Consider the following 15143-nt stretch of genomic DNA (forward strand, 5'->3'; position numbering starts at 1 on the left):
TCCTTGATAGTTACATTTATTACCTGATGACCATCATCCTCTTGGTGGCCTTGAATGTTCCGGCGTCAATCTGATAAAAATAGATGCCGTTGGGCAAAGCCGCGGTGTTGTATCTGATGGAGTACGCCCCGGCCGATTGGCGTCCCTGATCAAAACATTTCACCATTTGCCCGGCAATATTGTAGATGTTCAATCTGACATTGGCCGGGGCTGGCAGTTGATAACTCAGGTTGACCTGTTTGCCGGCCGGATTGGGGTAGGCGTTGGCCAGGGAGAAAGACTTTATCTTTGGCTGGTCATCCGGCTGGCCGGTCACCCCGGTCCACCCGGCACTGGAGGTCAGAATCCCCCAGGTAGCGGGCCCGACCGAATCGGAGGCCACCGGCCAACGGCCGTAGATCCCGCCATCGCCTTCGGCCAGCACCGCGAAGCCGATGGTGTCATTGGCGCCGATACTGAGACCGAGCCGGTCGAAGGGAACGGCATAGAAGGTTATAAGATGGTCCTTGTTCGAAAAATCAGAACGCCATCCCGCCGGCGTGACCTTATCCCAAACCCCGGCCAGGCCGACAAATTCCACCGGCTCCCCGTCAGATACGACCAAAAACCTGTGGTCATCATCCTGCACTGTCGAAGTACGGTCGAACTTCAGATCGAAGATCAGGGAATGGCTGGTTATCTTGTAATCAGCATAATTGGGAGTTATCAATGCCAAGTAAAGGGTATCGGTGTTGTACTTGACCCAGAAAGAATCCACGTTGTGATATTTTTTGGCCTGGTCTTCAAGCAAGAAGCTGTCGCAACAGGCGTCGGCCCACTCTGCCGGCTCGATGGTCCCTTCAAATTTAGGCATTGTGCCCCAGGGCACGTCAATAATATATGCCCCGTTTCCGGCCAGAGATATTATGCCTGGATTGTTGACCGGGTCATTGGAGTAAATGCGCAGGGTATCCCGATAGGCCCCGGAGGAGTTCGGTTTGAACCAAACGGCGACCGCCAGGCTGTCTCCGGGGGCCAGCAATGAATCGGTCGGGGGATCGACCCTAAAATTACCGGAACCCAAAAGCAGGCTGTCGATATCCAGGTCCAGACTGCCGGTATTTTTCAGATAAAGGGACGTCCAGGAAAGAGAATCATCCGGCTTGATATAACCGAACTCGTGCTGGTTATCGTTTGCCGAAATGGCTGCCAGGCCCCACTTCTGGCTGGATTTGATCATTCCCCAGGTGCTGGGATTTTCCCAGTTGAAAGCAGAAGGCCAGCAATTGCCGCCGGCTCCGGGTGCGAATGAATAGACAACGGCAGACATTCCGACGCTGTCCGACGTACCCGGTACGATATCCAGCTTGGACAGGGCTATCTTCCATTCGGAGCACCACCTTCCAGGCGAGGCCCCGCCAATGGCATCCCAACCGGATATTGCGGCTCCCACCCACCCAAAACCAGCCCCGACACCTTCGTCTTTATACCCGTCTATTTGAATGCGAAGCCGGTGATCGTCTTCTATCGGAAGAGTGGCCCGGTCATAATTGTTGTCGAAATACAATTGCTGCTGATTGCCAGCAAAACTGTCGGCTCCCTTGAACCCAGCGTAAAGGGTATCCATATTGTATTTGAACCAGACGGTATCATTTAGTGTGGTAGTGTGCGGGGTGATGAAGGCGGCATCCGACCACTCGCCGGGTGAAAGCACGCCGTCGAAAGCCGGCTTGCCGCCGAAGGGAACGTCGACAACGGCGGCTGGCTCGACGCCGGTTCCGGACAAAACACATTGCCTGGCGGTAATTGCCGGGTCATTGGTGCTTACGGTAAGGGTGTCGGTATAGGAGACGAACTGGCCGGGTTTGAATTTTATGATCACCGCCTGGCTGTCGTTGGGAGCCACATTGAAAGGCACCGAAGTCAGCAGGGTGAAGGGTCCGGAAGTAACATCAACATCAATGACGGTGAGGGTATAGCTTCCGGTATTTTTCAGATAGATAGAGCTGCAGACGGAGGAATCGCCGGTATGCACCGGGCCGAAATCAAAGATAGTATCAGTTATCGAGCCGGCGGGCATTCCCCAATCGGCAGCAGAAGTGACCGCTTCCCAGCTTGACGGTACGTTGTAATTCACGCCGGCCGGCCACCAATACCCGGTGCCATCGACGTAGTTCGAAGCGGCAAAGCCGAAGGTATCGGCCGTTCCCGGAGTCAGTCCCAGTTTGGAATAGAATATTTTCCATTCCGCTGTCCAATATCCCGTCCCGGTGCTGACCGAGTCCGCCCAGCCGACAGGCTGGATCGGCACCGCTTCCCAGGCCGTGCCGTTGCCGATCTTCTCATATCTTCCGCCGTCAATGATACAAGACAATATATGGTCGTCGGTCTGGGGGGCGGTCATACGATCGTAATTGATGTCCAAAAGGATCCAGTTCAGGCTGGTGGCGACGGTATTGGGATTTTTGATCGCCATGAATATGGTGTCCTGAAAATATTTCAGCCATACCGAATCGGTCCCTCCGGAAGTAGTGAAGGTCTTAAGCGTGGCATCCTGCCATTCTCCCGGAGAGATCACGCCGTCGAAGACCGGCTTGCTGCCAAAGCTTATGCTGGTTGCCGCCTGGGCCGGGTGTTCGGCAAACAACAGGACAGCCAGAGAGATTAACAAATTAAGTTTCATGAGCTTTAACCCCCTTGAATCAGTTTATTAATATTTTATGCACGTTTCTGAAAATATTTGGCGGCACTTTGCACTGCCAGATGTCGCTTCCCCCGATACGATTGGGGTTGGTGGCCAATAAAATGGTGTTTTTACCATCCAGCAAGAACACCCGAAAGGAAATCTCGGGGGCCGCATTGATCAAAAAGCCGTCCGGCTCCAATATTATGTTCCTGGTAAAGGGCGGAAGATAAGCCAGGATCTCCCCCGATCCTTGGCCGCTTGCAGCAGAAGACTTCCCGTTGGTTCTTGCAAAATCAACATCCAGCCGCCCGCCCCAAACCCCCTGGATGGTCAATTTGTCGGGATCGCCATTTTTAAAGGCGTTGACCCTTATTATTTTGATGCTCTTCATGTCCAGTATAAATTAAAAAAACGGCTGTTGGTTAAACTGATTTTAACAAAAGCCGCTTACAAATCGCTTACAAAATGACCGCTGTATGACTACTTTGAACACTCCTTATACAAGGCAATGGTCTCGGGACTGACATCCAGCCCCAGGTCCCTTCGCAAGGCCGTTTGGCAGATTTGGAACTGCTTGGATATAAGCTCCTTTCGCCCCATGCGGTGATAAGCCGACAGCAATATGCGATGAGCCTCTTCCAGGCAGCGTTCCCGGGAAACGGCCAGGGCGGCGTATTTTACCGCATCGTCCAGCCGGTTTTGTTTGAGATATAAACCTGCCAGGGAAAGCAACGCCTGAAAATATAATTGACGCAACCGCTCCCGGGTCCCTTCCATTTCGATCAGTTTGACGTCCGGCAGAAAATCGCCGCGGTAGATCTCCACCGCCTGGCGGTAGAATTCCAGGGCGGCCGGAGGCTGCCCGGTGATCTCCGCCTGCTGTCCCTTGCGGACAGCCGCTACGAAATCCGTAAAATCCAGAGAGATATTATCTATATCTATCCGGTAGCAGCCGTTCCGAAATTCGATAGGCCGTGAATTTTTCCCGCCCTTGAGCCCGGGCTCTAAGAGCCTGCGCAGCTCGGCCACCGCCACCTGAAGGTTTATTGACGCCGAAGCCAGGCTTTTTTTGGGCCACAGCATCAGGCTCAGCACCTCGGAAGGGATGAACTGCTCAGAATCATTGTGGGGATCCGCCTCCCGGGAAACATGGCGTGACAATAAAATACCCAGTACCTGCCGGGAGGCGGTCCTTTTCCAGCGCTCCACCGGTTGCCCGTCCAGTAAAATCCCAAGGGAACCCAAGGTCGTGATCGCCGGTCTGGGATCGGCCGGGGAACGGTTCGAAGCTGTCTTGGACGGATCGAATATTTCAACCAGCTTGTTCAGGTATTTAGAGGAGCCGTTTGTTTTTAAATAGGCCGGGATCAGAGGCCAAAAACTGTCGGGATACCGGTCATTGAAAAAGAAATCATAATTGCCTTTCCGGCAGATATTCAGTCCCTGTGAGAAGGCCTGGCCGAAGGCCGGCAGTTTATTGTGCGCCAGATAGATCTCCGCCAGATTGAGCAAGGCCCGGGACTGCCGGTATGCCATTCCGGTTCTGGCATACGCCGCGGATGATCTTTTGGCGTAATGCAGGGTTTTGGCAAAATCCCTTGCCGCAAAATACACCCGGGATATATTATAATGGGCCTGGGCGGTGTCCAGCGGGCGCTCCGGGGATGTCCGTTCCAAGGATTCCAAGGCGTATCTCAGGGAAAGGGAAAGGTTGCCCTGCAGGCGATAGAGGGTGCTTAAGGCTATCAGGCAGGAAAAATGATACGATGCTTCGTCCGCGCTGTCGGTTTTATCTAATGCGAATTTAAGGGTCTTTTCCGCCTCGGGAAAACGGCCCTGGTGCATCTGGACTTCTCCCAGGTAGACCCTGGCCGGGCCCAGCGCCATCCCCAATCCGAGCTTCTGAATTTCCGGTATGGCCGAGGTCAGCAGAAATTCGGCTTTCTCCAGTTCGAACATCTCCAAGTAAAGGGACGAAAGGTTCACGGCCGCCAGACAGTAGCTGCGCCGGTTGTCGGAATCCCGGTAAAAACGCAGAACCTCTTCTTTTTCCTTCCGGGCTTTTCCCAACTGGCCCAAAGCCTTGGTGATGGCCGATGAATTGGCCAGGGTGCGGATCTGTCCCTCCTTGTCGCCGGCCCTGATATAGATGTCCATCACCTGGGCGTAGATTTTAGAGGCCTTTTTGTAGTCCAGCAGCCTCCAGTAACTCCCGGCCATGGCTGCCAGCAGCCCGGCCCGTCCCCGGTAGTCATTCTTCTCCAGGTATTTCAGGCCCTGCCGGCTGTCGGATATGGCTTTTTGATTCTGTCCCATGTCCTGATGAATATAGGAGAGATAGCGGTAGGCGGCGGAAAGGGAGGAGCGGTCCCGGGCTTTTTTTAAAACGGGAATGGCGGTGGTAAGATAACGCAGGGCTGATTTTAGTTCGCCGCTCTGGTAATCGGCATTGGCCGCTATCAGGATAAGCTTGGGGTGGCGCAGGAAATGCTCCCGGGGGATCATTGCCAAAAGCTTCTTCAGTTCCGCAAGCCTGCCCGGCTGAAGTAGGTCCCGGCTGTGTTCGATGAGCAACCTGACGCCGGAGTCGTACTGCTTCCCAGACAGATATTCTGTTATCGAACAGGCGATGTCGTTGGTTTTTTTGGGCATGGTTTAATGATAACGTTAATGACCTCTTAATGTCAAGAAAATTTTACGTCTATCAGACGATAAAAAAATGAAAAGCCATCCAGTGAACGGCTTTTTGATGGTGGGCGGTTGTGAACGATTTCCCAACCGTTTTATTCCCTAAAGGTAATAATAAATCATTTTAACCTTGATTTTGTTAGCACTTTATGTGTATAGTTACAGCAGTAAAAGGGAGTATTGGAATGAATAAATTATTCATTTTGGTTTTCCATCACGCTTCGCGCCGGGGGATGGTTGGAATGCCTTGTTTTGACAGATAGGTGAATTTTGACTTGACGGATGAGGTGAAATATTATAAACTAAACTGAACATTCATTATCTGTCATGAACCTCACAGAAAATTCGAAGGATTAAATTCAATGCCGCAGAATGAGTCACAGCAACGGCATGAAGATATGGCTTCCGAATATGCCGAGGGTATTATTAATACCGTTCGTGAGCCTTTGCTTGCCCTGGATCACGACCTACGGGTGGTCACTGCCAATAGTTCTTTCTACGAAGTCTTCAAGGTAAAACCCGAGGAAACCTTGGGCCAGCTGGTGTATGATCTGGGCGACCGCCAGTGGGATATCCCCAGGCTCAGGGAAATGCTGGAAACCATCCTGGCCCAGCAGACAACATTTGATGATTATGAGGTCGAGCACGATTTTGCTGCCATTGGCCAGCGGGTAATGCTTTTGAATGCCCGGCTGATCCGCCGACCTTCAGGGGTTGAGCAGATCATCCTCCTGGCTATCGAAGACATAACCGACCGCAGATGGGCTGAGAGGGTATTGCAGCGTCACGGCATAGAACTGGAATCAGAGATCGCCAAGAAGGCCAGCGCCTTGCAAAACGCCCTGCAGAGGATCGAACAGACCACACTGGATACCATCCACCGGCTGGCCAAGGCAGCCGAGTTCAAGGACCAGGATACCGGGGCCCATATCGTACGGGTAAGCCATTACGCAGCGGCCATCGCCCGGCGGATGGGACAGCCCCAGAGCTTCGCCGACATGTGCCTCTATGCCGTGCCCATGCACGACATCGGGAAGATCGGCATCCCGGACCATATCCTGCAAAAGCCGGGCAAACTCAACGAGGAGGAGGTCCAGAAAATGCGGGAACACCCGATGATCGGGGCCGCCATCCTGTCCGGGTCTGATTCGCAAGTATTGCGGATTGCGGAGGACGTTTCGCTCACCCATCACGAAAGATGGGACGGCAGCGGCTATCCCCGGGGGCTGCATAACGAGGCCATCCCCTTGGTCGGGCGGATTACCGCCGTAGTAGATGTCTTCGACGCCCTCTGTTTCCATCGCCCTTACCGGGAGGCGGTTCCAGTAGAACAGGCGATGAAGATGGTCCAGGACGACCGCGGCCATGCCTTTGATCCGGCCGTGGTGGATGCCTTTATGGCCAGCAAGGAGGCAATAATGGCCATCGGGGACCGGTTCGTGGATGTATGCCAGCCCGGGTTCAAGCGGGGGATCTATAAGTGGGTAGCGCCCCAAACGGCAAACGGTGCGAATAACACAGACAATTGATCCGGCCGGCATTTATCACCGGGCCTAACTAAAAAGCTTCCCAAAAACGGGAAGCTTTTTAGTATTATGGTGGGTAATGCGGGATTCTCCGCCGGCTGCCAAACAACGAAGCCGAGCTACGGCGGACACCGTAACGCCCTCCTGCGGCGAACTATTGTCCAGCCTGGAGTATTTATGGTGCCGGCGCAGAACCTGTCTAAAACAAAAAAAGGCATCAAGCGATGCCTCTTTTTGTGTTTTGTAATTATGGTGGGCGGTACAAGATTCGAACTTGTGACCTCTGGTATGTGAGACCAGCGCTCTAACCAGCTGAGCTAACCGCCCGACCTATATTATTGCTTCGTCATCCTGAGATCAGCATCTTGCATTGCTTTCGAAGGACGCAAGAATTTTATTATCACAACAATATTCTAACAACAGATAAGTATATCAGTAATGTACTTTTTTTTCAAGGTAATTTTGTTTGGAGCTTCTTAAAATTTAAAAATTGCCGAAAAACTGGTTGTGATAGTATCATTATTGTCATCACAGTATCTAATACTATGAATGGTAATAATTTAGGTATTAATAAATCAATAAAAAACCTTTGCATTTTATCTATATATTGTGGTATAATCAACCCTTAAACACATCACTTTGGGTATTAGAAAACAGGGAAGTAGAATGTTTATTAAGACGGCCAAGGGAAGCAATTTCAGGAATCTATCTGTTTTTGATCTGGAGTTTTCGCCGGGAAAGAATCTTTTTTTAGGTATCAACGGATCGGGCAAGACCAATCTGCTGGAGGCCATCCATTACCTGTGCATCGGGCGTTCCATGAGGAGCGTGGCCGAGGATGAACAGATGATAGGATTTACCCGGGACTGGTTCCGGCTGGAGGGCCGGGCCCAAACGGCCGAGGGCGACATCAATGTCGAGGCGGCTTATAATAAGGAAGAGAAGCGGCTGAAGATCAACGGCGAGCTGCAGCAAAAACTATCGGAGCTGATAGGCCGGATGCCGGTGATCAGCCTGTCCCCGGAGGACGACGATCTATGCAAGTCCGGCCCCGGAGTGCGCCGCCGTTTTATGGATCTGGCCATCTCCCAGTTCTCCAGGACCTACCTGGCCGATCTGCAGGATTACAATCGGATACTTAAGCAGCGCAACCAGCTGCTGTACGCCATCAAGGAAGGGCGCAGCAACGCCGCCTCGCTGGAGGCCTGGAACCAGCAGCTGGTGGATTGCGGGATGAAGCTGGTCCGGAAACGGATGGAGGTCATCGACGATCTGAAGGAGATGGCGGGCAGCCGGTATGTGGGCATCTCCGGCGGGCGTGAGCGGCTGGGCCTGCGCTACCATTTGTCATACAAATTCGAGCCGGGCCAGCCGATCGAGCAGGCCTTTGCCAAGGCCCTGGCCACCGGATTCGAATTCGAGCGGAGGCGGGGCATCACCATGTTCGGGCCGCACCGCGACGACCTGGAGATATCGCTGGCCGGCATGCGCATCCGCCAGTTCGGCTCGCAGGGCCAGCAGCGGACGGCGGCCATCGCCTTGAAATTGGCCATGGCCGAGATCATGGCCGCCCAGCTTAAGGAAAAACCGGTGATCCTGATGGACGAGATATTTGCCGAACTGGACAGCGGCCGTTCCGAATCGCTGATCCATCAGCTCGATCCGGAATGCCAGGTGTTCATCGCTTCGGCCCACGAGAACGACATCACCCGGCAGGACGGTTTTAAAAAGTTCCGGGTGGATGATGGACTGATTGTACAGGAATGATGTTTTTGGCACACGGATAAACACGGATTTTTTAAACACAGAAACACAAAGGACCCCGGGATCACCTCTTTCCCTTGATAAGTAAATTGGACAGGATGCCCCTGTCATCCAATAACCATGATCTATTTGCTATTATGAAGCTAGCCACTCTGTGCTACATCAAAAAGGATGGCCGGACCCTGATGATGCACCGCATCAAACGCAAGGACGACCTGCATTACGGCAAATGGAACGGCCTGGGCGGCAAGATGCAGCCGGGAGAGACCCCCGAGGAATGCGTCATCCGGGAGGTGAGGGAGGAAAGCGGCCTGCTGGTGAAAGACCCCCATCTGAACGGGTTCCTGACCTTTCCCTCGTTCGACCAATGGGACGATTGGTATGTGTTCGTCTTCACCGCCCAAAGATTCCGGGGGAAACTGCTGGATTCGGCCGAGGGCTATTTGAAATGGGTCAAAGACCAGGAACTATTAAAGCTGGACCTGTGGGAGGGCGATCATATCTTCCTGCCCTGGCTGGAGGATGAAAAGTTCTTCTCGGCCAAGTTCAACTACCGGGAAGGCAGGCTGAAAGACCATTCGGTGAAGTTCTACTGATGGAGATGAATAACTCCATCACATCGGCCAGGGCCTTTATAGAGGACAGCCTCTCCGGGGACGGCTTGTCATATCAGGATGTCATGCTGGAGTGCCCGGCGGTGCTGTCTTTCCGATATCTGTGGCACCAGATCAAGCATCAGGCGGGTCTTCAGGAGTTCAGCCACCGGGTGGTGAAGGATGCCTATATCCACCACGACACCCTTTTTGTCGAGAGCCGGATAGCATCGCCGGCCATGGCCATCCAGGTGGAAACGTTGCTGGCTTTGGGGGTGAAAAAGATGGTCTATATCGGCATCGCCGGCTCCATATCACCGGAACTGAATATCGGGGATCTGGTGGTCTCCACCGGAGCCATCAACGAGACCGGCACCGGGGTATGTTACGGGCACGATTTTCAGTCGGTGATCCCGGCCGACGGCCGGTTTGCCCGCCAGCTGAATGACCGCTTAAGGGAACAGGGGCTGGAGCCCCGTCTGGCGGTCCATTGGTGCACCGACGCCCCCTATCGGGAGACCGGAGCCAAGGTCCGGGAGTACCGCAAAATGGGGGCGGCCTGCGTGGAGATGGAGGGGGCCGGTCTTTTTGCCGTGGCCGGGGAATACGGCGTTCCGGCGGCGGCGGTGTTTGTGATCTCCGACCAGCTCCAGGAGAGCGGGTGGATTCAGGGCTGGGGGGATCCAAAATTCAAACAGGCCGTGTCAAAGCTGGCCGGAGCCATGATCCATCTATCCCGCGATCTGTGAGGCCGGAATGAAAAAACTGGAAACAGTGGGGGACATCCTGAGCCGGGTCCTGAAATCCCTGGAGATAGACCAGCGGATGGATGAGACCCGGGCCCTGACGGCCTGGCCGGAGGCGGCCGGCCCCAAGATCGCCGCCAACACCCGGGCGGTCTCGGTGATCCGGGGCCGGCTGATGGTGGAGGCCAAGAGCCCGGCCTGGGTGCAGGAATGCACCCTGCTCAAGGTCAGGCTCAAGGGAAAAATAAACCAGCTGATCGGGGCCGAGGCCGTCAAGGATATCACCTTCAAGGTGGGGCCCTTCTAAAAAGAGTAAAATCATAAATATCGGATATCATAAGGAGAGATATGACAGCCAAGGACAGCTATTCCAGCGAAAAAATAACGGTCTTAAAGGGCCTGGAGGCGGTGCGCCGCAGGCCGGCCATGTATATCGGCGACACCGGCAGCCGGGGGCTTCACCATCTGGTCTACGAGGTGGTGGATAATTCGGTGGACGAGGCCCTGGCCGGATTCTGCACCCATATCCAGGTCTTCATTCGCAAGGATGGCTCCATAACCGTGATCGACGACGGGCGGGGATTCCCGGTGGACCTGCACCCCACCGAGAAAAAGCCCGGGGTGGAGGTGGCCCTGACGGTGCTGCATGCCGGGGGCAAATTTGATAATAAATCGTACGCCATCTCCGGCGGCCTGCACGGGGTGGGGGTGTCGGTGGTAAATGCCCTGTCGGAATGGCTGGAGGTCGAGGTGCTGCGCGACGGCAAGGTGCATCACCAGAGATACGAGAGGGGGATCACCAAGAGCGAACTCAAGGTGACCGGGAAAACCACCAAGACCGGCTCCACCGTGAATTTCCTGCCCGACAAGGAGATCTTCAAGGCCACCGCTTTCGTTTTCGACACCCTGGCCGGACGCCTGAGGGAGCTGGCCTTTCTCAACCGCGGATTGTCGATAGACCTGGCCGACGAAAGAAGCGGCAAGTCCCACAATTTCAAGTACGACGGGGGGATCGTCTCCTTCGTCAAATTCCTGGACGAGAACAAGACCCCGCTGCACAAGCCCATCTACGTGGCCAAGGAGGGCGACGGGGTGCAGGTGGAGGTGGCCCTGCAGTACAACGATTCCTACGATGACAACATCTTCTCCTTCTGCAACAACATCAACACCATCGAGGGCGGCACCCATCTGATAGGCTTCAAATCGGCCCTGACCAGGATCATCAACGACTACATCAAGAAGAACAACCTGCTGAAGAAGGACGACTTCACCCTGTCCGGGGACGACGTCCGCGAGGGGCTGACGGCGGTGGTCTCGGTAAAGGTCAAACAGCCCCAGTTCGAGGGGCAGACCAAAACCAAGCTGGGGAATTCGGAGGTCAAGGGGATCGTGGAATCGCTGGTGGGCCAGGAGCTGTCCAACTTCTTCGAGGAGAACTCCTCGGTGGCCAATAAAATATGCGAAAAGGGCGTACTGTCGGCCCGCTCCCGGTTGGCGGCCCGCAAGGCCCGGGACCTGGTCAGGCGCAAGAACGCCCTGGAAACATCCGGGCTGCCGGGAAAACTGGCCGACTGCTCCCTGACCGACCCCCAGCTGTGCGAACTGTACCTGGTGGAGGGCGACTCGGCCGGAGGCTCGGCCAAACAGGGCCGGGACCGGCGCTTCCAGGCGATATTGCCCTTGAGGGGCAAGATCCTCAATGTGGAGAAGACCCGGCTGGACAAGATGCTGGCCAACGAGGAGATCCGCACCATCATCACCGCCATGGGCACCGGCATCGGGCAGGATGACTTTGATGTGGAGAGGTCCCGCTACCACAAGCTGATCATCATGACCGACGCCGACGTGGACGGGGCCCATATCCGCACCCTGCTGCTGACCTTTTTCTTCCGCTATATGCGCCCCCTGATAGAGAGGGGATATGTCTACATAGCCCAGCCGCCATTGTACCGGGTGGGAAAAGCCAAGGAGGAGCATTACGTCTATAACGAGGAGGAGCTGGAGAAGGTGGTCACCCGTTTGGGCAAGGATAACGTCAACATCCAGCGCTACAAGGGCCTGGGCGAGATGAACCCGGAACAGCTATGGAAGACCACCATGGATCCCGAACGGCGGACCCTGTTGAAGGTGAATATTGACGATGCGGTGGAGGCCGACCATATATTCACCATGCTGATGGGCGATGCGGTGGAGCCGCGGCGGCTGTTCATCGAGCAGAACGCCCAGTATGTCAAAAATCTGGATATCTAGATTACCACTGAGTTACAGAGGCTCAAAGAACTTTCCGGACCTCTTGTCATTGAATAAATAAATGAATCTTATTTGGAGGCAATATGGCCGCCAGATATTATGCGGTTAAAAAGGTCCTGGAACGGGCCCAGCGGATCGGACCGGCCACCGAAAAGATGTTCTATGTGAAGAACGACGAGGTGTTGGTGGGCATCGTCCAGGGAAGCAAATACGCCATAGCGGCCGACCTGACGGACAAGAAGGAATACCTGGCCTTCTACCAGGCCTGTCAGAAGGGCCATTGGGTGGATATCGAACTGTACCGGATGCCAAAAGAGGAGGCCGAAAGCTGCCCGGACCAGGGACGAATGACCATCGAGGACCTGAAGGCGCTGGATAAAAAGACTCCGCCTATCGACAGGGCCAAGAAAAAATAATATAAAGGATATATAGATGGCACTTGAAAGAGAGAGAATAATCGGCTGCGAGATCGAGGAGGAGATGAAGACCTCCTACCTGAACTACTCCATGTCGGTGATCGTGGGCCGGGCCCTGCCGGACGTCAGGGACGGCCTGAAGCCGGTGCACCGCCGGATACTGTACGCCATGAGCGAGCTGGGCATGGCCCATAACAAGCCCTACAAGAAGAGCGCCCGCATCGTGGGAGAGGTGATGGGTAAATTCCATCCCCATGGCGATCAGGCCATCTATGACTCCATGGTGCGGATGGCCCAGGAGTTCTCGCTGCGCTACATGCTGGTGGACGGCCAGGGCAACTTCGGCTCGGTGGACGGCGATCCGCCGGCCGCCCAGCGCTACACCGAGGCCAGGCTGTCCCGGATATCGGCCGAAGTGCTCAAGGATATAGACAAGGACACCGTCAAGTTCGTGGACAACTACGACGGATCGCTCCAGGAGCCCTCGGTGCTGCCCTCGCTGTTGCCCGGCCTGCTGGTCAACGGCTCCTCGGGGATCGCGGTGGGCATGGCCACCAATATCCCGCCCCACAATCTGGGCGAGGTGTGCGACGCCGTCACCGCCCTGATCGACGAGCCGGAGCTGAAGCCGGAGAAACTGCTGAAGATAGTCAAGGGGCCGGATTTTCCCACCGGCGGCATGATCATGGGGGTCTCCGGGATCCGGGACGCCTACCTGACCGGCCGGGGCAAGGTGGTGATCAGGGGCAAGGTGATGGTGGAGACCGCCAAGAGCGGCAAGGAATACATCATCATCTCCGAGCTGCCCTACGAGGTCAACAAGGCCAGCCTGATAGGGAAGGTGGCCGAGCTGGTGCGGGACAAGAAGCTGGACGGGATAGCCGACATCAACGACGAATCCGACCGGGACGGCATGAGGGTGGTGATCACCATGAAGCGGGATGCCGACCCCCGGGTCACCATCAACCAGCTGTACCAGCACACCCAGCTGCAGAACAGTTTCGGAGTGATCATGCTGGCCCTGGTGGACGGGGTCCCCAAGGTGCTGAACCTGCATCAGGTGCTGAACCATTTCATCGATTTCCGGGTGGATGTGGTCACCCGGCGCACCAGGTACGAACTGGCCCAGGCCGAAAAACGGGCCCATATCCTGGAGGGCCTGAAGATCGCCATCGAGAACATCGACGAGGTGGTCAGGATCATCAAGAAATCGGCCAACGTCGAGGCGGCCAAGGAATCGCTCCGGAAAAAGTTCAAACTCTCCGAGGAACAGGCCCAGGCCATACTGGACATGACCCTCAAGCGGCTGACCAGCCTGGAGACCAAGAAGATAGAGGAGGAATACGAGGAGCTGATCAAACTGATATCCAAACTGAAGGGGATCCTGGACAGCAAGCGCCGGCTGATGGGCGTCATCCGGGAGGAGATCGCCGAGCTGAAGAAGAAATACGGCGACGAGCGCCGCACCGAGATCCACGCCGCGGCCGAGGAGAGATTCTCCATCGAGGACCTGATAGTCGACGAGGAGATGGTGATCACCATCAGCCATGCCGGGTATATCAAGCGCCTTTCGGCCACGGCCTACAAGCGGCAGGGCCGGGGAGGCAAGGGGGTGACCGGCATGAAGACCAAGGACGAGGATTTCGTGGAGGGGATGTTCATCGCCTCCACCCACCATTACATCCTGTTCTTCACCGACAAGGGCCGCTGCTACTGGCTGAAGGTCTACGAGATCCCGGAGGGCGGCCGGGCCACCAAGGGCCGGCAGATCAGCAACCTCCTGGAGTTGAAGACCGACGAGAAGATCGCCGCTTATATCGCGGTCAAGGAATTCGACGACCAGCATTTCGTGGTGATGGCCACCAGCAGCGGGGTGGTCAAGAAGACCGCCCTGTCGGTATTCTCCAATCCCCGCAAGGCCGGCATCATCGCCGCCTCGGTGGACGACACGGATCATCTGATAGAGGCCAAGCTGACCGACGGGACCGAGGACGTCATCCTGGTCACCCGCCAGGGGCAGGCCTGCCGCTTCCACGAGTCTGACGTCCGATCCATGGGCCGGACCGCAGGCGGGGTGCGGGGCATCACCCTGGAGAAGAAGGATTACGTGATCGGGATGGTGGTGGTCAAGCGGGAGGGCAGCCTGCTGACCATCTGCGACCGGGGATACGGCAAGCGGAGCGACATCGCCGATTACCGGGTGACCCGGCGGGGCGGCAAGGGGGTCATCAGCATGAAGCTCACCGACAAGACCGGCGAATTGGTGGCGGTCAAGGAGGTGGTGGACAGCGACGAATTGATGATCATCTCGACCGAGGGCCAGGTGATAAGGCTGGCCCTCAAGAACGTCAGGGTGATGGGACGGGCCACCCAGGGGGTGCGCCTGATAAATCTGGACGGCAAGGACAAGGTGGTGGATGTGGCCCGCCTGGCAGCCAAGGATGACGAGGAGAACGGGGATGGAGAACCCGAAGCTTTGGAATAATTACCTTAGC

11 protein-coding genes and 1 tRNA gene are annotated in these 15143 nt (G+C 55.6%); 8 read left to right on the top strand and 4 right to left on the bottom strand.

Going from position 1 to position 15143, the window contains the following annotated elements:
- Positions 1-19 precede the first annotated feature (19 nt).
- The 3 genes from A2273_11145 to A2273_11155 all read right to left on the bottom strand — a co-directional run bounded on the left by A2273_11145 (position 20) and on the right by A2273_11155 (position 5317).
- Positions 20-2662, bottom strand: a complete 2643-nt coding sequence (locus A2273_11145; GenBank protein ID OGF06118.1) for a hypothetical protein — start codon at positions 2660-2662, stop codon at positions 20-22.
- 19 nt (positions 2663-2681) lie between these two features.
- Positions 2682-3056, bottom strand: a complete 375-nt coding sequence (locus A2273_11150; GenBank protein OGF06119.1) for a hypothetical protein — start codon at positions 3054-3056, stop codon at positions 2682-2684.
- 89 nt (positions 3057-3145) lie between these two features.
- Positions 3146-5317, bottom strand: a complete 2172-nt coding sequence (locus tag A2273_11155) for a hypothetical protein (protein ID OGF06120.1) — start codon at positions 5315-5317, stop codon at positions 3146-3148.
- A 482-nt stretch (positions 5318-5799) separates the two neighbouring features.
- Here A2273_11155 and A2273_11160 point away from each other — a divergent pair, with 482 nt between their 5' ends.
- A complete protein-coding gene (locus tag A2273_11160; GenBank protein OGF06121.1) occupies positions 5800-6882 on the top strand; it encodes a hypothetical protein in 1083 nt (360 codons plus the stop codon).
- Between the two features lie 247 nt (positions 6883-7129).
- On the opposite strand, the gene A2273_11165 is transcribed toward A2273_11160, so the two are convergent.
- Positions 7130-7206: transfer RNA gene (locus tag A2273_11165), tRNA-Val, on the bottom strand.
- 339 nt (positions 7207-7545) lie between these two features.
- Between A2273_11165 and A2273_11170 the strand changes: the two genes are divergently transcribed.
- From A2273_11170 to A2273_11200, 7 genes are all read left to right on the top strand, one after another.
- Positions 7546-8646 carry a hypothetical protein gene (locus A2273_11170; protein OGF06122.1) on the top strand — a complete coding sequence of 367 codons (1101 nt, stop codon included), beginning with the start codon at positions 7546-7548 and terminating at the stop codon, positions 8644-8646.
- Between the two features lie 131 nt (positions 8647-8777).
- Positions 8778-9239 (top strand): DNA mismatch repair protein MutT, encoded by a 462-nt coding sequence (locus tag A2273_11175; protein OGF06212.1) that lies wholly within the window; start codon positions 8778-8780, stop codon positions 9237-9239.
- Positions 9239-9985 carry a hypothetical protein gene (locus tag A2273_11180; GenBank protein OGF06123.1) on the top strand — a complete coding sequence of 249 codons (747 nt, stop codon included), beginning with the start codon at positions 9239-9241 and terminating at the stop codon, positions 9983-9985. The genes A2273_11175 and A2273_11180 overlap by 1 nt, the downstream gene beginning before the upstream one ends.
- A gap of 7 nt (positions 9986-9992) precedes the next feature.
- Positions 9993-10289 (top strand): hypothetical protein, encoded by a 297-nt coding sequence (locus A2273_11185; GenBank protein OGF06124.1) that lies wholly within the window; start codon positions 9993-9995, stop codon positions 10287-10289.
- 41 nt (positions 10290-10330) lie between these two features.
- On the top strand, positions 10331-12232 hold the full coding sequence (locus A2273_11190) for a DNA gyrase subunit B (protein OGF06125.1): 1902 nt from the start codon (positions 10331-10333) through the stop codon (positions 12230-12232).
- Between the two features lie 83 nt (positions 12233-12315).
- Positions 12316-12648 (top strand): hypothetical protein, encoded by a 333-nt coding sequence (locus A2273_11195; GenBank protein OGF06126.1) that lies wholly within the window; start codon positions 12316-12318, stop codon positions 12646-12648.
- 16 nt (positions 12649-12664) lie between these two features.
- Entirely contained in the window at positions 12665-15133 is a 2469-nt protein-coding gene (locus A2273_11200; protein ID OGF06127.1) for a DNA gyrase subunit A, read from the top strand.
- Positions 15134-15143: the final 10 nt, after the last annotated feature.

The organism is Candidatus Edwardsbacteria bacterium RifOxyA12_full_54_48 (genome assembly GCA_001777915.1).
Lineage (GTDB): Bacteria > Edwardsbacteria > AC1 > AC1 > EtOH8 > UBA2226.

Bases quoted from the DNA above. Each gene is read 5' to 3' on its own strand.
- A2273_11145 (OGF06118.1), bottom strand. From the start codon at position 2,662: ATGAAACTTAATTTGTTAATCTCTCTGGCTGTCCTGTTGTTTGCCGAA.
- A2273_11150 (OGF06119.1), bottom strand. From the start codon at position 3,056: ATGAAGAGCATCAAAATAATAAGGGTCAACGCCTTTAAAAATGGCGAT.
- A2273_11155 (OGF06120.1), bottom strand. From the start codon at position 5,317: ATGCCCAAAAAAACCAACGACATCGCCTGTTCGATAACAGAATATCTG.
- A2273_11170 (OGF06122.1), top strand. From the start codon at position 7,546: ATGTTTATTAAGACGGCCAAGGGAAGCAATTTCAGGAATCTATCTGTT.
- A2273_11180 (OGF06123.1), top strand. From the start codon at position 9,239: ATGGAGATGAATAACTCCATCACATCGGCCAGGGCCTTTATAGAGGAC.
- A2273_11185 (OGF06124.1), top strand. From the start codon at position 9,993: ATGAAAAAACTGGAAACAGTGGGGGACATCCTGAGCCGGGTCCTGAAA.
- A2273_11190 (OGF06125.1), top strand. From the start codon at position 10,331: ATGACAGCCAAGGACAGCTATTCCAGCGAAAAAATAACGGTCTTAAAG.
- A2273_11195 (OGF06126.1), top strand. From the start codon at position 12,316: ATGGCCGCCAGATATTATGCGGTTAAAAAGGTCCTGGAACGGGCCCAG.
- A2273_11200 (OGF06127.1), top strand. From the start codon at position 12,665: ATGGCACTTGAAAGAGAGAGAATAATCGGCTGCGAGATCGAGGAGGAG.